We start from the raw sequence: 18,790 nt of genomic DNA, 5'->3' as shown, positions 1-18,790 counted from the left end.
CGCGAAGCGGCGGTCTAGGTTTGCCCCATGACACCAGCAGGCAACTCCGACGCCCCAGTCCTCCTCCATGTCGAGGGCCGCACGGGACACATCACGCTCAACCGTCCCCGAGCGATCAACGCGCTGAATCACACGATGGTCCGCCTGCTGGACGAGGCCCTTTCCGCGTGGGAGCGGGCGGACGACGTCAGCACCGTCCTCCTCACCGGAGCGGGTGACCGAGGGCTCTGCGCCGGTGGCGACATCCGGTCCATTCACGACGACATCCGCGCGGGCGGCGGCGCCGCCTCCCTGGCCTTCTGGCGCGACGAGTACCGGCTCAACGCCCGCATCGCCCGCTTCCCGAAGCCGTACGTCGCCGTCATGGACGGCATCGTGATGGGCGGCGGAGTCGGTGTCTCGGCGCACGGCAGCGTGCGGATCGTCACCGAGCGCTCCCGGATCGCCATGCCGGAGACGGGGATCGGCTTCGTGCCGGACGTCGGCGGTACGTATCTGCTGACGCGGACGCCCGGCGAACTGGGCACCCACCTCGCGCTGACCGGCTCGGCGGTGGGCGCCGCCGACGCGCTGTCGTGCGGCCTCGCCGACCACTACGTCCCCTCCGATCGGCTCCCGGAGTTCACCGCCGCGCTGGCCCACACCGAGGTGGGCGAGGCGGTCGCCGAGTTCGCCACCGCCCCGCCCGAGGGCGAACTGGCCGCCCACCGCGAGTGGATCGACGCCTGCTACGCCGCCGACTCCGTGGAGGCGATCGTCGACCGGCTGTACGGCTGCGGTGACCGGGCGGCGAAGGAGACGGCCGAGACCATCCTCGGCAAGTCGCCGACCTCCCTGAAGGTCACCCTGGCCGCCCTGCGCCGGGCCCGCGCCCTCGCCTCGCTGGAGCAGGTGCTCGACCAGGAGTACCGCGTCTCCGCCACCGCGATCACGGCGCCGGACATGGTCGAGGGCATCCGCGCCCAGGTCGTCGACAAGGACCGCGATCCCCGCTGGTCCCCCGCCGAGCTCACACAGGTGACGGACGCGCAGGTGGCCCGGCACTTCGCCCCGCGTGACGGCGACGAGCTCGGCCTGGCTCCGGGGACGGACCCGCGATGCCCCTGATCCTGACGCCCCGCCTCGTCCTGCGGCGCTGGCGCGAGGCGGACATCGCCCCCATGAACGCCATCAGCTCGGACCCCGAGGTGATGCGGTGGATCGGCGACGGCTCCGTCCACGAAGGCGAGGAGCAGACCCGGTCCACCGTGGCGAAGTGGGAGCACGGGTGGGAGACCGAGGGCTTCGGACTCTTCGCGGTGGAGGTCCGCGCCACCGGTGAGCTCGCCGGATTCACCGGGCTCTCCGTGCCGCACTACCTCCCCGAGGTGCTGCCCGCGGTGGAGATCGGGTGGCGGCTGGGGCGCTCCTTCTGGGGGCAGGGCCTGGCCACCGAGGCGGCACGGGCCGCACTCGGCTTCGGCTTCGCCGACCGTGGTCTTGAGCGGATCGTCAGTATCGCCCAGGTGGGCAACGACGCTTCGGAACGGATCATGAACAAGCTCGGCATGCGCGTGGAGCGCGCCACCCTCGATCCGTACTGCGGTCGCGCCATCCGCGTCCACTCCCTGAACGCGCCCCTTGCGCCGCCTGCGCCCGCTACGGCGGATCTATCTCCGTGACGACAGCGAGCAGTTGGAACGGCAGTTCCTTGTCCCACTGGGAGACGCCGAGGGCGATCCACCGCCCGTCGACCCGCCAGAGATGGAGGTCGGGCACCGAAGCGCTCAGCGACCCCCACGGCTCCGGTATCTCCTCGCCCGAGCTGCCCCCGCCGTCCTCGCTGCCCCCGCTGTCGTACTCGTCGCCCGACGACCTCGCGAAGAGGCTCGCCAGGCTGAATATCTGCGGGTCTCCCCAGCGCTGGGCGAGCAGGACCGTCAGGCCGTCGCGCTCGGCGTCGTACTGATCCGCTGTCGCCTCCCACCGCGTGCCGTCGTCCTCCCAGAAGTCGGCACTGGTCAGTAACTCGGCGATGTGATAGCCGGGACCGCCGGTGCCGCAGGACGACCTGCCGTGCTCCACGGGGAATTCCCGTGAGCGCAGCAGGTCGATCGCGGCGAGATGCTGTGCGGTACTCATGACATCCAGTAAAGCGGCCGCCACTGACAACTGGCCCGCCGTCAGGCCTCCGGCGTCACCATCCGGACACGTGCCTCACGGACACGTGCCTCACGGATGCCTGCCGCATGCCTGCCGCATGCCGGGCGGATGCCCACCGGGTGCCTCACGCGTCGCGCCGCCGCACCGCCCACCAGCCGGCGAGCAGCGCTGCCGCCGCCCATGCGGCGCACACGGCAAGTCCCGCCCACGGGCCGAGGATTCCCGACGGGTCCTCGTGGAGCACTTGCTGTCCCGCCTTGTCCGGCAGGAACTCCGAGACACCGCTCGCGACGTCCCCGACCACGAAGGACACGATGAGCGTGAACGGGATGAGGATGCTGAGGACGGCGATCCCGCTGCGCAGCAGCATGGTCAGGCCCGCGGCGAGCAGCGTCATGAGCGCGAGGTAGACGCCCCCGCCGACGCAGGCCCGGACGGCGCCCGCATGGCCGAGGCCGATGGCGTAGTCCCCCATGAAGGCCTGACCGGTCAGGAAGCCGACGAAGCTGGTGAAGAGCCCCACGCCGAGGGCCAGGGCGCCCACCACCGCGACCTTGGACCCGTAGAAGAGCCCTCTGCGCGGCACCGCGGAGAGCGAGATCCGCAGCGCGCCGTTCAGGTACTCGGACGACATCGCCGTCGTACCGAAGCTGATGGCGGCGATCTGGCCGAAGTTGAGTGCGTAGAAGGCGCCGAAGAGCGGTTCGTAGTCGGCGTTGTCCGCCTCCGCCGTGCCGACCGTGGCGAACGCGAGCACGGTGATGGCGAGGGTGGCCACGAAGACGGCGATCAATGAACCGAGGCTGGCGCGCACCGACTTGATCTTGATCCACTCCGAGCGGAGCACGGCGTTGGTCGACATGGTCAGGCCTCCTGGCGGGGCTTCGAAGGGGCGGCGGCGAACTCGGTGTCGTCGGCCGTGAGGGCGAGGTAGGCCTGCTCCAGGGAGGCCTGCTCGTCGGAGAGTTCGAGGAGGGGGATGCCGTGGCCCGCGGCGATCGACCCGATCTCCCCGGCCTGCGCGCCGTCCACCGTCCACCGGCCGTCGTTCCCCTCGGCCATCACGTACCCCTTGTCGGCCAGCAGGCTCCGGAGCCGGTCGCTCTCGGGCGTGCGCAGCCGGACGCGCGGGCTGCTGTGCGCCGCGATGAAGTCCGCCATCGAGGTGTCCGCGAGGAGTTTGCCCCTGCCGAGGACCACCAGGTGGTCGGCGAACGTGGCCGTCTCGTTCATGAGGTGGCTGGACACGAGGACCGTCCTGCCCTCACGGGCCAGGCGTCGCAGCAACTCGCGGATCCAGATGATGCCTTCGGGGTCGAGGCCGTTCGACGGCTCGTCCAGCATGACGATCCGCGGGTCGCCGAGGAGCGCCGCCGCGATGCCCAGGCGCTGGCGCATCCCGAGCGAGAACGTCTTGATCCGGCGCCCCGCCACGCTGGTGAGCCCGGCCTCTTCGAGGACCTCGTCCACGCGGCGCGCGGGGATGCGGTTGCTGACGGCGAGGGCGAGGAGGTGGTTGCGGGCGGTACGCGATCCGTGCGCGGCCTGGGCGTCGAGCAGGGCGCCCACGTGGCGCAGGGGCTCGTCGATGGCCGCGTAGGGGCGCCCGCCCACCGTCGCCGTGCCCGAAGTGGGCCGGTCGAGGCCGAGGACCAGGCGCATGGTGGTGGACTTGCCGGCGCCGTTGGGGCCGAGGAACCCGGTGACCTTCCCCGGGCGGACGGTGAAGGTCAGTCCGTCCACCGCCCGGGTGGTGCCGAACTCCTTGGTGAGGTCTTGGACGTCGATGCTGGTCATGGGCCAAGACTGGCCGTCGGGGATGCGGTTGGGCTTCCCCCGCCAGGGGATCGCGCCTCCCCCTCATGGGGGAGCCGGGCGGCCGCGCCCTGCTGACACGATGGCGTGATGCCCCGTTTCCTCAAGCCGCTCACCCACGCGGTGACCTACACGCGCTGGCTGCACCTCCTCATCGGTTCGGGCATCGCGTTGACGGCCGCGTTCATCACGCCGGGTCTGAGCAGTCCCTCGGCCGGTGACTGGGTCCTGATCGCGCTCCAGCCGATCCCGCTCGTGGTGGCGGTCGCCATGCTGGTGCCGTCGATGCGCCGGGCGGAGGGGCTGCAGGCCCGGCTGATGCTGTTCCCCGGGCAGCACGCGCGCGTACCGGGCGACGAGAAGGACCCCGGCATCTCGGTGTCTCCCTCGGCGTCGTGGCGCGACCGGTACAGGACCGCGCTGTGGGCCGTGCTGCGCCTGGAGGCCGGTTGCGCGGCGGCCCTCTTCTCGGTGCAGCTCCTGGGGATCACGCTGGCCCTGCTGGGTTCGACGTCCGAGCCCGGCGACGCGTCCGGTCTGTTCGTTCCGCTGCCGGGCCGCAACCCGCTGAACGCGCTGTTCATGCCCATCCCCCTCGCGGTACTCCTCGCGGTCATGGTGGCCGGAGGCCGGCTGATGGCCACGGCCGCCCGCCATCTGCTCGGCCCCTCCCCCAAGGAGCGCCTCGCCGCCCTGGAGGAGCGCACGGAACAGCTCCTGGAGCGCACCCGCATCGCGCGGGAACTGCACGACTCCATCGGGCACGCGCTGACCGTCGCGGTCGTCCAGGCGGGCGCCGCGCGGGCCGCCGCCGACCCGGAGTTCACCGACCGCGCGCTGGACGCCATCGAGGAGACCGGGAGGGCCGCACTCGAAGACCTGGAGCGTGTCCTGCGGGTGCTCAGGGAGGACGAGCGGCCCGCGAGCCAGCGGCCGACGCTCGCCGACGCCGACCGCCTCCTGGAGTCCGCGCGCGCCTCGGGAGCGAAGGTCGACACCGAGGTGACGGGCCCCCTGGAGAGCGTCCCGGGGCCGGTGTCCCGCGAGGGTTACCGGATGCTCCAGGAGGCCCTCACGAACGTCCTGCGCCACTCCGGGCCGGTCCCGGTGCGGGTGCGGGTCGCGGTCCTCGATGCGGCCCTGGAGATCGACGTACGCAACGCGCTGACCCCAGGAGCAGAGATCACCACCCGCGGCGGCAGCGGCCTGCGCGGCATCCGGGAGCGGGCCACGCTGCTCGGCGGCCGGGCCACCACGGGTCCCCACGAGGGCGAATGGCAGGTGCACGTCCAGTTGCCCCTGGGGTGATCTAGGCTGACCGGATGCCGGTCACTGTCCTCCTCGTCGACGACGAACCCCTCGTACGAGCGGGTCTGCGTGCCGTCCTGGAGGCGCAGCCCGACATCGAGGTGGTCGGCGAGGCGGCCGACGGCGCCGCGGTGATTCCGCTCGTGCGCCAACTGCGGCCCGATGTGGTCGCCATGGACGTACGCATGCCGCTCCTCGACGGCATCGAGGCCACCCGCGCGGTCCTGCGCACGGTGCAGGACCCGCCGAAGATCCTCGTGGTGACGACCTTCGAGAACGACGAGTACGTGTACGAGGCGCTGCGCGCGGGCGCCGACGGTTTCCTGCTCAAGCGCGCCCGCCCCGCGGAGATCGTGAACGCCGTCCGCCTGGTCGCCGACGGCGAGTCGCTCCTGTTCCCCGCGGCGGTGCGGCAGCTGGCGAGCGAGTACGGGCAGCGGCCCGGCAACGCGCGGGCCAGGGACGCCCTGGAGCGGGCCGCGCTCACCGAGCGCGAGGCCGACGTCCTGCGCCTGATGGCGCGCGGCCTGTCGAACGCGGAGATCGCCACGGACCTGATCGTGGGCGTCGAGACGGTCAAATCCCACGTGAGCTCCGTCCTCGCGAAGCTGGGGGCCCGGGACCGGACGCAGGCGGTGATCGCCGCGTACGAATCCGGTTTCGTCGCCCCAGGCTGACCGAGCGGGCGCCTGGGCGGCGACGGGCGTCAGGTGCCGCCGGGCCCTACGCGGTGCCCCCCGTGCCGATCGCCGGGAGTGGCCCTTCCTCGGGATCGCGGCCCGTCGCCCCGCCCTCCTGGCCCGGTTCCACGACGCGGGCCAGCTCCGTGCCGTTCTCCGAGCGGGCGAACTGTGCGACACAGTCGCCGTTGTCCAGCGAGCGGGGCAACCGGGGTCCGACGACGAGCACGTTGTAGCAGTTGTCCGCCGGCAGATCCATACGGGCGCCCACGGCAAGGCTGTTGGCCAGGACGACCCAGGCTCCGATCACTTCGACGCAGCGCTCCGCGGCCAGCCGGTCCCAACGAGGGATCTTCCTGCTGATCGGCGAGGAGAGCAGCGGCACGAAGAGGTGGGAGACCCCGAAGGCGCGCAGGGGAGCCTCCCAGTCGGTCGACTGCTTGATGTCCTCGCATATCAGGACCGCCACGCGCCCGATGGCGGTTTCGGCGACGGTGACGACGTCCCCGCGCTCCAGATACTCCGCGGCGGTCTCATGCTCGGTGCGGACCGGCAACTGCCACCTGTCCGCCTGGCCCTTGCCCATGGTGAAGCCGTGCATCTTGTCGTGGGTCAGGATGGTCTCCCCGGTGGAACGGTCCACCAGGACGGCGCGGTTCGGCGGGGGTTCACCCTCGCCCAGCGGGCCGGTTCCCAGGAGCACCCACCGCAGCCGGCTGCCTTCGGGGTCCTTGTCGAAATGGGTGGCCCAGTGGTCCAGGAGCGCAGGGGACAGAGCGCTCTCCGGCATCACTCCGATCTCGGCGCCAGAGTCGTCCAGATTCTTGACCACGTGGTCAATGCGATCGCACAGTCGTTCGTCCCGCGGCGATACCTTGTAAAAGGTTATCCCGTCCACGGCGTGGAAATCGAACTGCAGATCGTCATAGGTCTCCAGTAATGGTGCAGACCCTATAGGAATCGCTTTCTTTCCCGAGAAATGCGCGCCGTTTCGCTGTTTGAATCCGATGTGACGCACGTTCCGGCAGTTGTCTTCCGTGACGCGATGCAGGTTGAAGAAGTCGGGCTTCCCCGTGGCCTGTGCGAGCAGCTTCCCCGGACGCGTGCAACGAGGCAGCAGCTTGCCGGTCGTCGGGCCTTCCGGATCATTGAGCTGGTTCTTCTCGTTGTACCGGCGGGCGATCCTGGTCAGGGCCGAGGGGCAGCGCGCGCCACCGAACGGGTTGACGCCGCCGAGCGCCTGGTCGAGGCCGGTCAGCGCGGCGAAGATGCCCTGGTCCCCGTACCGCACGAAGGCCTCGTCGACCCGGGCGGTGTCGGCCTTGCCCGAGGACTGCACCTCGTCGCACATCGCGTCGGCCAGCTGGCGCACGGACACGTCACCGTGCCACTCGTTCGCCTTGAGGCCCCGGAAGTGCCCGTCCGGGAGGAGGTCGTAGAGAACCACGAAGAGGTCCGCCGGGTCGGTGGGCAGGAAAATCCCTTTGATCGAATGTTTGCCACCATTCGCTGACGTATTTTCGTTCATGATCCCCCCGAGTCCGTGCCACTTAACCAGATATTAACGCAAGACGCCGTCATATTCACAAAGAACTTGACGGAAGTCCGGATGCGCTAGCGGCGGATCTTGGAAATGCGCAAAAGAATCATGACGCCCTCACTTGACACTCACTTGACATCACCCCACCCTGGAAAGGTCGGCCAATTCGGAGACGTTCGGGGACGAGGGGAACGGGGAGTGACATGAGTGACGGAAAGCGCCAGCGATACGACCGAGCCACCGAAGTCCAGAGCCTGATCGACGAGATGAAGTCGTCGGGGGACATATCCGAAGGGCTGTTCAGTTCGCTGGGCATGATGGTCACCGACGCCTCGCTGGCGGGCGATGAAGAGGCACTCGATGCGGCCCACGAGGGGTTGCGCCGCCTGTACGGGCGCCAGCGGCAGCTGCGCGACCAGCACGGCGAGTCGTCGGCCGAGTTACGCGGCCGCCTGCTCGGCCTCATCGATGTGACGTACTGGGCCCTTCGCCGCCTGCCGTCCGCCCTGCAACTCTCGCTCGACCCGGCAGGTCACGCCGCACGCTTTCTCGTCGAGGTGGCCCGGCAGCCGGGCCAGAGCAACGCCCAACTCGCCGCTCGACTCGGGGTGGACATCACCGAGATCAGCCGGATCGGGCGCAAGCTGGTGGACGCCGACGTCGCCTGGAAGCGCCGCGAATGGCGGCAGAACTCCTGGGACGTCACCCCGCGCGGCCAGCAGTACCTCGAGGAGTCCGGCCTCTACCGGCGCGAGCCCGACCCTGAGCCCCGCCCCCGTCCGTCCCAGCCATCGGATTTCGACTACTTCGCGGGGATCAAGGTCCGGCCCGGCCGCCTGTCGGGCGTCGTGACCGACGCCGAGGGCACGGTCGTGGCACGCACCCAAGGCAGCCTGAGGACCGTCTGGAACGCCGAAGAGGCGGTCACGGCGCTCGCGGAGTTCGTCCACGCCCTGCTCGCCGAGGTCCCGGCGGCCCGCGCCCCGGCCGCGGCCGGCCGGGTCGGACTCGGAGTCGAGATCGGCGGCCACGTCGACGCGTCCCGCGGCAACATCGTCTACGCCCCCAACTACGCGGCGGGCGTGGGCTGGTCGGGCTTCTGCCTCGCCGAACCCCTTCGAAGGGCGACCGGGCTGCCGACCGTCCTGGAGAATGACGCCAACGCCCTGGTCCAGCTCGAGGAGACGCTCACCAGGCCCGGGGCCGGACGCACGGAGGCCGCGGTGATCCTCGACCAGGGCATCGGCGCGGGCCTGATGATCAACGGCCGCATCCACCACGGCGCGGCGGGCTCGGCCGGGGAGATCGGCCACGTGGTCGTGCGGTCCGACGGTCCGTCGTGCAGCTGCGGCAACAGCGGCTGCCTCGAAAGCGTTGCGGGCACCGGTGCCATCGCCGACGAGATCCGCGCCCTGACAGGACAGCCCGCCGCCGACCTGGACGCGGCACTGTCCCTGCTGTCGAACGCCGAATGCCGCAAGTACGTCGAGGAAGTGCTGGGCAGGACCGGCGAAGCCCTCGGGATCGGCCTCTCGGCGCTGATCAACCTGACGAACCCGGACCGGATCGTGCTCTACGGACCAGCCGGACTCGTCTCGGACGGCGATGTCGAATCGGCGCGTCTGTTCATGACCGCCGTCCACAACACGGTCCGCAAGCAGGCCTTCTCGACGGCCGCCGACGACGTCACGCTGACGGCCAAGCCCTACGACGACGGAGTGGGCGCCCTGGCCGCCACCGCGGTCGCCCAGCGGTCCCTGAGCCGCCATGACCGATGACCCGCCGCCCCCGTCGACCGTAGGAACGCAGTTCGCCGGTACGCGCGACATCGTCCTCCTGGCGGGCCTGCTGATCCTCCTGGCGTCGACGCTCGGTGTCGCCCTCGTCCAGACCTGGCCTCCTCCTCCCGCACCCGGAGCACTCCAGGGTCCGGAGAAGCCGGCCCAGGTTCGCGTGCTGTTCTGGTCTCCCGATCTGCTGCGCGAGACACGGCTGTTCATCGTCGTCGCCGCCGCCGGAGGGCTTGGCGCGGTCATCCACACACTGCGTTCGCTGTACTGGTACGTGGGCAACCGCGGCCTGCGGCGCAGCTGGATACTGATGTACGTCATAGAGCCGTTCGCCGGGGCGAGTCTCGCCCTCGTCGTGTACTTCGTGCTGCGTGGCGGCCTGACCACCACGATGGCTTCGTCCAGCGACATCAATCCGTACGGGGTCACCGCCCTTGGCGCGCTGGTCGGCATGTTCTCCCGGGAGACGGCGGGCAAGCTGAGTGCCGTCTTCTCGACCCTCCTCGCCCCTGCCGAAAAAGGAGCGGACACCATGGCGCCCCGGGACAACCCGCAACGCGGCACGGGAGACACGGCGGGCTGAGAGCCACGACGGATGGGCGGTCTTCGGCTCGGATGGGCCCCGGCACTCGCAGCGGTCGCCCCCGGCGAGTACGATCCGCCCATCATGCGCACGAGCTGGGAGGACGGACGTTGGGGCGGCTGACCGGCGGGGATCCTTCTCTGCTGCGGCGGATCAATTCCGCGGTGGTGCTGCACGCGCTGCGTGCGGCGGACTTCGCGACACTCACCGAGGTCATGCGGCTGACGGGGCTCTCCAGGCCGACCGTCGAAGGCGTGGTCGAGGGGCTCATCGAGGCCGGACTCGTGGTGGAGACCGCCGCCGAGGAAGGCGCGGCCAGACGCCAGGGACGGCCTGCCCGGAGGTTCCGCTTCCGGGCCGAGGCGGGGCATCTGCTCGGTCTGGAGATCGGCCCGCACCGCGTGGCCGCCGTCCTCTCGGACCTGGACGGCCGTGTGATGGGCACGGCGGCCAAGGACGTGGACGAGACGGCCCCGGCGGACGAACGCATCGAGCGGCTGCGCACGGCGGTCGCCGATCTGCTGCGCCGCGGCGGGATCGCCCGCAGCTCGCTGCGCGCGGTGGGCGTCGGCAGTCCCGGCATCGTGGAGGCGGACGGCACGGTCCGGCTGGGCACGGCGCTGCCCGAGTGGACGGGCCTGCCCCTGGGCGAGCGCCTGCGCCGGTCCTTCAAGTGTCCGGTCCTGGTGGAGAACGACGCGAACACGGCGGCCGTCGCGGAACACTGGAAGGGCGCGGCGACCGAGGTCGACGACATGGTGTTCGTCCTCGCCGGGCTCAGCCCGGGAGCCGGGGCGCTGATCGGCGGCCGGCTGCACCGGGGGTACGGCGGAGCCGCGGGCGAGATCGGGGCCCTGCATCTGCTGGGCCGTGACGTGACCCCGGAGACGCTCCTGTCGACCACGGACGAGCCGCTGCACCCGCTCGACGAGCAGGCGGTGGCGGAGGTGTTCGCCCATGCGCGCGAGGGCGACGAGCGGGCACGCCAGGCCGTCGAGCGGTTCATCCAGCGGCTGGTGCACGACGTGGCGGCGCTGGTGCTCGCCCTGGACCCCGAACTGGTCGTCGTGGGCGGCTGGGCGGCCGGTCTGGACGGCGTACTGGAGCCGCTGCGCCGCGAGTTGGCCCGCTACTGCCTGCGGCCGCCCAGGGTGGCCCTGTCGATGCTCGGTGAGGCCGCCGTCGCGACGGGCGCGCTGCGTCTGGCCCTCGACCATGTCGAGGAGCAGCTGTTCGCGGTCGAGGGGACAGTGACGGCCCGGCGCTGAGGCGCCGGGCCGGTGTGGGAGCGGGTGTGACGCGGGGCGTCAGGAGGCCTGGCGCTCCGGGCCGTGGTGGATCTCGACGCCGCCCGCGTCACCGAACGTGAGGCGGCAGGTGTCGGCGCGGTACGTCGCCACGGAGACCGCGACCGTGCGTCCCTCGGCGAAGAAGCGGGTCGTCACGACGAGGACCGGGGCTCCGGGCAGCCGGTCGAGCGCCTTGGCGTCGTCCGCGCGGGCCGAGCCGAGCTCGACGGCACGGTCCTGTCCCTCGAGGCCGAGCCGGTGCAGCTCGCGCAGCACGCCACGGGCGCGCGCGGGGCCGGACGGGGCGTCGATGGCGGAGAGCTCGGAGACGGACGACATCGATACGTACAGCAGCTCGGCGGCCACGGGCTGGCCGTGCGAGACGCGCGTACGACGCACCACGTGGACCTGCTCGTCGGGGTGGGCCTCCAGCATGCGGGCCACCTCGGCGGGCGGGGCCGCCGGTGCGCAGTCGGCGGGCTGCCAGGCGTCGCCGACCTCGCCCGGCCAGGTGCCTTGTGCGGATCCGACGGCCACACCCATCCGCGGCGGGGCGACGGTCGTGCCGACCCCGCGGCGGCGCTGCAGCCTGCCTTCCAGCTCCAGCTGCTCCAGTGCCTGACGGAGCGTGGCGCGCGCGACGCCGAACCGGGCCGCGAGATCACGCTCGTTGGGCAGGATCTCGCCGACGGTGAACTCCGAGTCGAGTGCCTCGCTGAGCACGGTCTTGAGGTGCCAGTACTTCGGCTCCGGTGCCGTTTCCAGCTGCGTGGTCCCCACCCTGTCCTCCGCAATCGCCGTATGCCGGCGGCTTTTTAGCGCCCTTGTTTATTAAAGGTTCCTGCACTATCTCTGCGACGATAGAACGGCACCCACCCTTGGTCAAGACCAATCCTCGATCCGTTACAGCCCGCACAGGGACGATGCCACAGAGCATTCACGCGGTGTTGGTGTCGGGTCACGCGCGCGTAGCGAACAAGACAAAACCCCCGCCCTGTGTGGACGGGGGTTGTCTTCTGATGTCCAGGAGGCTGCCCGGAGGCCGCTGGGACGCCGTCCAGGCCGCCGCCTAGGAGGCGAAACCGAGCAGCTTGTCCGGGTTGCGGATGATGTAGACGTTGCTGATCTGCCCGTCGACGACGTCCAGTTGGAAGAGGGAGTGCGGTTTGCCCTCGACCAGGAACAGCACGGAGTCGGCTCCGTTGATCTCCAGGAACCGGACGTCCAGCTCCGCACCCTCCGGGACGCCCTTGCGGGCCGCGCCGTCGAGGAAGCGGCCCACCTTGTCGGCCGTCTCGATGACGCGAAGAGGCCCCTTGGCCTTGCCGCCGCTGTCGCCGACGAGGCGTACGTCCGGAGCGAGCAGGGACATCAGTCCGTCCAGATCGCCGCTGGTCGCCGCGGCGAGGAACCGCTCGGTCAGGTTCCGGCGTTCGTCCGGATCCACTTCGTAGCGAGGCCTTCCCTCGTCGACGTGCTTGCGGGCCCGCGCGGCGAGCTGGCGCACAGCGGGCTCGCCGCGGTCGAGCGTGAGGGCGATCTCCGAGAAGGGGAAGCCGAAGGCCTCGCGCAGCACGAACACCGCGCGCTCCAGGGGCGAGAGGGACTCCAGGACGACCAGGACGGCGATGGAAACGGAGTCGGCGAGCACCGCTTGCTCGGCGGTGTCGGGGACGGTCGGCCCGTAGTCGGTGATGAGTGGTTCGGGCAGCCACGGGCCTACGTAGTGCTCGCGCCGCGACTGCACGTGGCGCAGCCGGTCGATGGCGAGCCGTGTGGTGACACGCACCAAGTAGGCACGCGATTCGCGCACGTGCGACTGGTCGGCCGCCGACCAGCGCAGCCACGCCTCCTGCACGACGTCCTCCGCGTCGGCCACCCGGCCGAGCATGCGGTAGGCCACGCCCATCAGGACGGACCGGTGCTCTTCGAAGACGTCGATCGCGATGTCGGTTGCCACGTCTCCATCCCAGCCGACGGACCACCCGCTGTCCAGGCGGAACGGGTGCGTCGCGCCCCACACCGGCCCGACGGCCGCACTCACCCTCTTGAACTGGAGGCTACTGAGCGGTAATTGTTGCTGACAAGGTGTCTAAGGTGTCTGAGGACCGTCGCAGGGCGACGGGGACTGGAGCAGCAATGGCCGCAGAGGTGTCCTTCAGCGTCGAAACCCCCGACGGCCCACGGACGCTGTCCGTCGCCTACGAACGCTCGGGCGCCGGTGAGCCGCTGCTCCTGCTGCACGGCATCGGCCACCACCGCCAGGCCTGGGACCCGGTGGTCGGCATTCTGGCCGCGGAGTACGACGTGATCGCCGTGGACCTGCCGGGCTTCGGGGAGTCCCCCGCGCTCCCCCAAGGCCTTCCCTACGACATATCGACGGTGGTGACCGTGCTCGGCGCGCTGTGCGAGGCGCTGGAGATCGAGCGTCCGCACGTGGCGGGCAACTCGCTGGGCGGTCTGCTCGCCCTGGAGCTCGGCCGGGAGAAGCTCGTGCGCTCGGTCACCGCGCTGTCCCCTGCGGGCTTCTGGACGCCCGGTGAGCGGCGGTACGCCTTCAACACCCTGCTCGCGATGCGGCACGGCGCCCGGCTCCTTCCGTTGCCGCTGATCGAGCGCCTCGCGCGGACCGCGGCCGGGCGCGCGGCGCTCACCAGCACGATCTACGCCCACCCCGGGCGCCGTTCACCCGAGGCCGTCGTCGCCGAGACGCTCGCGCTGCGCGACGCCAAGGGGTTCGAGCAGACCCTCGCCGCCGGGCGTGAGGTCCGGTTCAGCGACGATGTGCCCGGTCTCGCGGTCACCGTCGCGTGGGGCTCGCGCGACCGGATCCTGCTGCGCCGCCAGGGCGTCCGTGCCAAGCACGCCGTCCCCGATGCCCGCCTGGTGCGCCTTCCCGGGTGCGGGCACGTCCCGATGAACGACGATCCGGCGCTCGTCTCGCGCGTCGTCCTGGACACCTGCCGCCGCGCGCCGGCCGCGTAGCACCCCGGAGCCGAGGGCCACCCCGGCGCCGACGAGCGCACTGCCCACGGCCTGCGGGACGCCGTAGCTGCCGGTGCCGACCAAGGGGGCGGTGAAGGCCGCCGCGACGGGGATCAGACCGGAGAAGAGGGTGGCCCGCTCGGCGCCGATGCGCTGGATGCCCGAGTACCAGCAGACGAACCCGACGACGGTGACGATCGCCGCCTGCCACAGCAGGGCCGCCGCCTCGGTGGCGTCCGGCACCCGCAGAAAGTCCCCGCCGTCGGCCAGCACACCGATGGCGGCGGACTCTGCTGCGGCGATCCCGCACACCGTGGCGGAGAGCAGCTTCGGGCCGAGCGGCCGCAGCACGGGGACGGCCAGGACCGCGAAGCCGACCTCGCCCGCGAGCGCGCCCACGGAGAAGAGGATGCCGACCCCGTCCGTGCGGCCCCACCCCTGCACGGTGAAGGCACCGGCGGCCACGATCAACGCCCCGTACATGACGGCCCGTTGCGGCTGACGCCCGTCAAGGAGCGGCACGACGACGGCGACGACGACCGGGGCGCAGCCTACGAGGACACCCGGTACGGCAGGTTCCGCCGTGCGTTCGGCGGCGAGGATCGCCAGGTTGAAGCCGACCATGCCGACGGCGGCGAGGACCGCGAGGCGCCCCCACTGGCGCCGCGTCAGGCGGGCGAGCGGGGCAGCGGCGCCCCGCCCGAGCAGCGGCAGGAGCAACAGGCAGGCGAGGCCGTAGCGCAGGAACTGGCCGCCCGCGTACGGGTAGTCGCCCAGGAGGCTGTTGGCGGTGAAGGAGCCGCCTACGAGGAGGCAGGCGAGGGCCGCGAGGAGGGACCCGCGGGTGAGGTTCGCGTTCATGCCCCTGACGTTAGGAACGGAGGCGGCCCGGTTTAAGGTCCACTTCCAGGGCTGGTTCGAGGACCACTTCTTCCTCGCTCGCGATTCCTCCCTCAGGTCCATCGCTCAGGAGGCGCATCCCGGTGACTTCACGATCGGACCGGGCCGGTACCGCCTGGGAGCTGCTGCTCCCCGCCGCGTCCGCCCCCGCCCGCAGCCGTGGCCGCAGTCTGCGGTCGGCGCTGCGCGACGCGGTCAGGTCGGGGCGGCTCGCACCGGGCACACGGCTGCCGTCGAGCCGTGAGCTCGCCGCCGATCTGGGCGTGTCACGGGGGCTCGTCACCGAGGCGTACGAGCAGCTGACGGCCGAGGGCTATCTGCGCAGCGACCGCGGCGCGGGGACCTGGGTGGGCGGCGCGGCGAGATCCGCGGTGCGCGGGGCACGCGACCTCGCCCCACGGCCCGCCCACGCGCGCGTGGACTTCATCGCGGGAACTCCCGACCTGTCCCTGTTCCCGCGCGCCGCGTGGGCTGCCGCCCACCGCGGAGTCCTGGCCGAACTCCCCCACGACGCACTCGGCTACCCGGACCCGCGGGGTCTGCCCCGGCTGCGTACGGCCCTCGCCGAACTTCTCGTACGCCGCCGGGGCGTGGTCGCGGACCCGGAGGCGATCGTCGTCTGCTCCGGAGTGGCGCAGGCCATGGCCCTGGTCGGCTTCGTGCTCCGCGCGCGCGGCGTGGACACCGTCGGCGTCGAGGACCCCGGAAGCCCTCAGCACGGCGAGCTGTTCGCGTCGGCGGGCGTGGCCACGGCGCCGGTCCCCCTCGACGACGAGGGAGTCGTCACCGGCGTACTGAGGGAGCGGGGTCTGCGCGCGGTCGTCACCACTCCGGCGCATCAGTTCCCCCTGGGCATCGGCTACTCGGCGCGGCGGCGTGCCGAACTCCTCGACTGGGCGCGGTCCGTGGACGGGCTGATCATCGAGGACGACTACGACGGCGACTTCCGCTACGACCGCGCCCCGGTGGGCGCGCTGCAAGGACTCGACCCCGAGCACGTCGCGTACACGGGCTCGGTCAGCAAGTCGCTCGCTCCCGGGCTGCGCCTCGGCTGGCTGCTCGTACCGGAGTCGATGACCGACGAGGTCGTCGCGCGCAAACGCATGATGGACCTGGGCAATCCGGCGCTCGATCAGGCGCTGCTCGCGCGCTTCGTCGAACGCGGGGACTACGACCGCCAGTTGCGGCGCTGCCAGCGCGCCTACCGGGAGCGCAGGGACGCACTCGTGGTGGCGCTCGACGCGTTCTTCCCCGGCACGGAGGTGACCGGCATCGCCGCCGGTCTGCACGTCATCGCCCGGCTGCCCGAGCGCTGGGGGCCGCAGGAGGACTTCCTGCGGCGGGCCTCCGCGGCCGGGGTCGCGGTCAGGCCGCTGAGCGAGTACGGCTCGGCGGACGGCTCCGTCCTTCGCCTTGCGGAGGGCTCCGGTGTACGCCTCGTCCTCGGCTACGCCCATCTGACGCCCGCCAGGATCGCCGAGGGGGTGCGGCTGCTCGCCGAGGTGGGCCAGGGGCGCGGTGACGCCGCTGCGACGGTCCGGTGACAGCGCTTCATTAGGGTCTGCCGGGCCCGGTGACCGCGAGCGACCCGCTCGGAGGCGGCGCCCGGGGTGTCCGGGGGGGCAGAGCTGTGGCCGAGTCCGAAGTCATCGTCCAACTCCACACCCCACCGCGTCCCGCGAGGGCGGGCACGGCGGATCTCCCGGGTGACCCGGGTGACCCGGACGCCCCCGGTGTCCTGGGTGTCCGGAGCCTTCTGGAGCGGCGGTTCGGCGTCACGGCGGAGCCGTTGCACCCCGGCGTCGGCGACCCGGCCCTCATCGGCTGGCAACGGGTCGCCGTCCCCGCCGGCGTGGACGCCGAGGCCGTCGCCGCGGCCCTGCGCGACCACCCGGCAGTCGAGGCCGCCTATGTGAAACCACCGGCGGACCTTCCGTAACGTGGTGAAGGAGTCAGCTGTGCCACAGCGATCAGGTGCGGGGAACAGCCGGGGGAACAGCCGCCCGGCTCCAGGGATCGGACCACTCTTCGGACGCCCTGAGCTGGTGTGCGTCACGCGCGCCGACGCCGGGGTACGCATCACCTCGACCGGCGCGACCGCCGCCCCGGACGTCTCCGTGCGCAGTCTCGACGCCGTGGCGGCCCTGGAGGACGTCACCTTCAGCCCGCTGTTCGGGGCGGACCAGGAGAGGCTGCGCGCCCAGGCGGGGGCTCCCTCGGAGAGCACCGGGGCCGACGGAGCGACGGCGGAGATCCTCGACCGGATGGGGCTCTTCTTCCATGTCGACGCGCCGGAGGACCAGTTGGACGCGCTGGCCGAGCGGCTGCGCGCGTCGGACGCCGTGGAGGGCGCCTACGTCAAGCCCGCCGCCGCACTGGCCGTCACCGGGGCAGACCAGAAGAAGGGCGAGGAGGCCGAGCTGCCGCCGCTCAACGACATGCAGCCGACGGGCGCCGACGCGCCGCCCGTGACCCCGGACTTCACCGCACGCCAGGGCTATCTCGACGCGGCTCCGGGCGGCGTCGACGCCCGCTACGCGTGGACCCTGCCGGGCGGGCGAGGCGCCGGCGTCCGGGTGATCGACTGCGAGTGGGGCTGGCGCTTCACCCATGAGGACCTGCGGCTGAACCAGGGCGGCATCGTCTCGGGCACCGGGAGCACGGACACCGACCACGGCACCGCGGTGCTCGGCGAGATCGGCGGCGACGTCAACGCCATCGGGATCACCGGGATCGCGCCGGACGCGGTCACCAGTGCGTCCGCCTTCTCCATCCCCACGGCCACGGCGATCCGCAACGCCGCCGACCGCCTGGGTCCCGGCGACATCATCCTGCTGGAGATCCACCGCGCGGGGCCGCACGCGACCGGCGTCGGCCAGGTGGGGTACATCGCCGTCGAGTGGTGGCCGGACGACTATCTGGCCATCCGCTACGCCGTCAACAAGGGCATCACCGTCGTCGAGGCCGCGGGCAACGGCGCGGAGAACCTGGACCACGCCGACTACGACACCCCGCGGGCCGGCTTCCCCGCCTGGTGGCGCAACCCCTTCCGGCGCACCGCGCTCGACGCCGGCGCCGTGATCGTCGGGGCCGGGGCGCCGCCGCCCGGCACCCACGGCCGCCAGCACGGCCCGGACCGCTCCCGCCTCGACTTCTCCAACTACGGCGCGTGCGTGGACGCGCAGGGCTGGGGGCGCGAGGTGACCACCACCGGCTACGGCGACCTCCAGGCGGGCGCCAGTGCGGACTTCTGGTACACGGACCAGTTCAGCGGCACGTCCAGTGCCTCACCGATCGTCGTGGGCGCGCTGGCGAGCACCCAGGGCGTCCTGCGGGCCAACGGCCGCATCCCGCTGTCTCCCTCGCGCTCCCGGCAGTTGCTGCGCGCCACGGGCTCACCGCAGCAGGACGCGCCGGGCCGCCCGGCGACCCAGCGCATCGGCAGCAGGCCCGACCTGCGCCGGCTCGTCCTCGCGGCCCTCCAGACGAGCAGCTGGGTCGGTGTCCAGTTCCGGGGCACCCTCGCCGGGAACCGCACCGGCCGCTGGTTCACCTTCAACTGGCCCGCCCACTGGCACGTGGTGTGGACGGTCGTCCCGACGAGCCCGCGCACCGGGGCCCCGCAGATCGGCTGGAAGGTGCGCGTCGAGCGGGCCAACGACACGTACGCGACGTACTGGATCGACGTGACCAACCTCGTGGGCGACCCGGTCGACTTCGAGGCCCGGTTCGCGGTTCTCGGATGGTGAGAGGAAAAC

The 18,790-nt window shown here is 71.8% G+C and carries 17 protein-coding genes and 1 pseudogene; 11 read left to right on the top strand and 7 right to left on the bottom strand.

What is annotated here, in order from left to right; genetic code table 11:
• The first annotated feature begins 27 nt into the window (after positions 1-27).
• Together ACFUPX_RS14935 and ACFUPX_RS14930 are read left to right on the top strand one after the other, a co-directional pair.
• Positions 28-1,107, top strand: coding sequence for an enoyl-CoA hydratase/isomerase family protein (locus ACFUPX_RS14935; RefSeq protein WP_383321028.1), 1,080 nt, complete (start codon positions 28-30; stop codon positions 1,105-1,107).
• Entirely contained in the window at positions 1,098-1,661 is a 564-nt protein-coding gene (locus tag ACFUPX_RS14930) for a GNAT family N-acetyltransferase (protein ID WP_383321025.1), read from the top strand. Before ACFUPX_RS14935 ends, ACFUPX_RS14930 begins: the two co-directional genes overlap by 10 nt.
• Here ACFUPX_RS14930 and ACFUPX_RS14925 read toward each other — a convergent pair.
• From ACFUPX_RS14925 to ACFUPX_RS14915, 3 genes are all read right to left on the bottom strand, one after another.
• The gene (locus ACFUPX_RS14925) at positions 1,639-2,121 is read right to left on the bottom strand and encodes a hypothetical protein (RefSeq protein WP_383321022.1); all 483 of its coding nucleotides are present in this window, start codon (positions 2,119-2,121) and stop codon (positions 1,639-1,641) included. The two genes, ACFUPX_RS14930 and ACFUPX_RS14925, sit on opposite strands and share 23 nt — an antisense overlap.
• Before the next feature lie 145 nt (positions 2,122-2,266).
• Positions 2,267-3,004, bottom strand: a complete 738-nt coding sequence (locus ACFUPX_RS14920) for an ABC transporter permease (RefSeq protein ID WP_383321018.1) — start codon at positions 3,002-3,004, stop codon at positions 2,267-2,269.
• A 2-nt stretch (positions 3,005-3,006) separates the two neighbouring features.
• Positions 3,007-3,939, bottom strand: a complete 933-nt coding sequence (locus ACFUPX_RS14915) for an ABC transporter ATP-binding protein (RefSeq protein WP_383321015.1) — start codon at positions 3,937-3,939, stop codon at positions 3,007-3,009.
• Positions 3,940-4,047: 108 nt separating this feature from the next.
• On the opposite strand from ACFUPX_RS14915, the gene ACFUPX_RS14910 reads away from it, so the two are divergent.
• Positions 4,048-5,265, top strand: a complete 1,218-nt coding sequence (locus ACFUPX_RS14910; RefSeq protein ID WP_383321012.1) for a sensor histidine kinase — start codon at positions 4,048-4,050, stop codon at positions 5,263-5,265.
• Positions 5,266-5,279: 14 nt separating this feature from the next.
• Positions 5,280-5,942, top strand: coding sequence for a response regulator (locus ACFUPX_RS14905; protein ID WP_383321010.1), 663 nt, complete (start codon positions 5,280-5,282; stop codon positions 5,940-5,942).
• Between the two features lie 46 nt (positions 5,943-5,988).
• Here ACFUPX_RS14905 and ACFUPX_RS14900 read toward each other — a convergent pair whose 3' ends face one another.
• The gene (locus ACFUPX_RS14900; protein WP_383321007.1) at positions 5,989-7,392 is read right to left on the bottom strand and encodes a hypothetical protein; all 1,404 of its coding nucleotides are present in this window, start codon (positions 7,390-7,392) and stop codon (positions 5,989-5,991) included.
• Positions 7,393-7,688: 296 nt separating this feature from the next.
• Here ACFUPX_RS14900 and ACFUPX_RS14895 point away from each other — a divergent pair, with 296 nt between their 5' ends.
• The 3 genes from ACFUPX_RS14895 (at position 7,689) to ACFUPX_RS14885 (ending at position 11,126) form a co-directional block, all read left to right on the top strand.
• Positions 7,689-9,263: an ROK family protein gene (locus ACFUPX_RS14895; protein WP_383321004.1), complete on the top strand. Its 1,575-nt coding sequence runs from the start codon at positions 7,689-7,691 to the stop codon at positions 9,261-9,263.
• A complete protein-coding gene (locus ACFUPX_RS14890; RefSeq protein WP_383321001.1) occupies positions 9,253-9,858 on the top strand; it encodes a hypothetical protein in 606 nt (201 codons plus the stop codon). The genes ACFUPX_RS14895 and ACFUPX_RS14890 overlap by 11 nt, the downstream gene beginning before the upstream one ends.
• A gap of 110 nt (positions 9,859-9,968) precedes the next feature.
• Entirely contained in the window at positions 9,969-11,126 is a 1,158-nt protein-coding gene (locus tag ACFUPX_RS14885; protein WP_383320998.1) for an ROK family transcriptional regulator, read from the top strand.
• A gap of 39 nt (positions 11,127-11,165) precedes the next feature.
• On the opposite strand, the gene ACFUPX_RS14880 is transcribed toward ACFUPX_RS14885, so the two are convergent.
• Together ACFUPX_RS14880 and sigJ are read right to left on the bottom strand one after the other, a co-directional pair.
• On the bottom strand, positions 11,166-11,927 hold the full coding sequence (locus ACFUPX_RS14880) for a GntR family transcriptional regulator (RefSeq protein ID WP_383320995.1): 762 nt from the start codon (positions 11,925-11,927) through the stop codon (positions 11,166-11,168).
• Positions 11,928-12,216: 289 nt separating this feature from the next.
• Positions 12,217-13,107: an RNA polymerase sigma factor SigJ gene (sigJ, locus tag ACFUPX_RS14875; RefSeq protein ID WP_383320992.1), complete on the bottom strand. Its 891-nt coding sequence runs from the start codon at positions 13,105-13,107 to the stop codon at positions 12,217-12,219.
• Between the two features lie 179 nt (positions 13,108-13,286).
• Between sigJ and ACFUPX_RS14870 the strand changes: the two genes are divergently transcribed.
• Positions 13,287-14,132, top strand: coding sequence for an alpha/beta fold hydrolase (locus tag ACFUPX_RS14870; protein ID WP_383321082.1), 846 nt, complete (start codon positions 13,287-13,289; stop codon positions 14,130-14,132).
• 72 nt (positions 14,133-14,204) lie between these two features.
• On the opposite strand, the pseudogene ACFUPX_RS14865 reads toward ACFUPX_RS14870, so the two are convergent.
• Positions 14,205-14,993: pseudogene (locus ACFUPX_RS14865) on the bottom strand (EamA family transporter); the annotation flags it as partial.
• 122 nt (positions 14,994-15,115) lie between these two features.
• Here ACFUPX_RS14865 and ACFUPX_RS14860 point away from each other — a divergent pair.
• The 3 genes from ACFUPX_RS14860 to ACFUPX_RS14850 all read left to right on the top strand — a co-directional run bounded on the left by ACFUPX_RS14860 (position 15,116) and on the right by ACFUPX_RS14850 (position 18,781).
• Entirely contained in the window at positions 15,116-16,576 is a 1,461-nt protein-coding gene (locus tag ACFUPX_RS14860) for a PLP-dependent aminotransferase family protein (RefSeq protein WP_383320989.1), read from the top strand.
• An 86-nt stretch (positions 16,577-16,662) separates the two neighbouring features.
• The gene (locus ACFUPX_RS14855; protein ID WP_383320986.1) at positions 16,663-16,971 is read left to right on the top strand and encodes a hypothetical protein; all 309 of its coding nucleotides are present in this window, start codon (positions 16,663-16,665) and stop codon (positions 16,969-16,971) included.
• A gap of 106 nt (positions 16,972-17,077) precedes the next feature.
• On the top strand, positions 17,078-18,781 hold the full coding sequence (locus ACFUPX_RS14850; RefSeq protein WP_383320983.1) for a S8 family peptidase: 1,704 nt from the start codon (positions 17,078-17,080) through the stop codon (positions 18,779-18,781).
• Positions 18,782-18,790 lie beyond the last annotated feature (9 nt).

Origin of the sequence: Streptomyces sp. NPDC057302 (genome assembly GCF_042667685.1) — a bacterium.
Classification (GTDB): domain Bacteria; phylum Actinomycetota; class Actinomycetes; order Streptomycetales; family Streptomycetaceae; genus Streptomyces.
The sequence above is the reverse complement of the archived record's forward strand: the minus strand, read 5'-3'. Positions and strand labels throughout refer to the sequence as shown.

Coding starts and splice junctions, on each gene's coding strand:
- ACFUPX_RS14930 (WP_383321025.1), top strand. CDS start 1,098: ATGCCCCTGATCCTGACGCCCCGCCTCGTCCTGCGGCGCTGGCGCGAG.
- ACFUPX_RS14935 (WP_383321028.1), top strand. CDS start 28: ATGACACCAGCAGGCAACTCCGACGCCCCAGTCCTCCTCCATGTCGAG.
- ACFUPX_RS14905 (WP_383321010.1), top strand. CDS start 5,280: ATGCCGGTCACTGTCCTCCTCGTCGACGACGAACCCCTCGTACGAGCG.
- ACFUPX_RS14890 (WP_383321001.1), top strand. CDS start 9,253: ATGACCGATGACCCGCCGCCCCCGTCGACCGTAGGAACGCAGTTCGCC.
- ACFUPX_RS14870 (WP_383321082.1), top strand. CDS start 13,287: ATGGCCGCAGAGGTGTCCTTCAGCGTCGAAACCCCCGACGGCCCACGG.
- ACFUPX_RS14910 (WP_383321012.1), top strand. CDS start 4,048: ATGCCCCGTTTCCTCAAGCCGCTCACCCACGCGGTGACCTACACGCGC.
- ACFUPX_RS14895 (WP_383321004.1), top strand. CDS start 7,689: ATGAGTGACGGAAAGCGCCAGCGATACGACCGAGCCACCGAAGTCCAG.
- ACFUPX_RS14920 (WP_383321018.1), bottom strand. CDS start 3,004: ATGTCGACCAACGCCGTGCTCCGCTCGGAGTGGATCAAGATCAAGTCG.
- ACFUPX_RS14915 (WP_383321015.1), bottom strand. CDS start 3,939: ATGACCAGCATCGACGTCCAAGACCTCACCAAGGAGTTCGGCACCACC.
- ACFUPX_RS14925 (WP_383321022.1), bottom strand. CDS start 2,121: ATGAGTACCGCACAGCATCTCGCCGCGATCGACCTGCTGCGCTCACGG.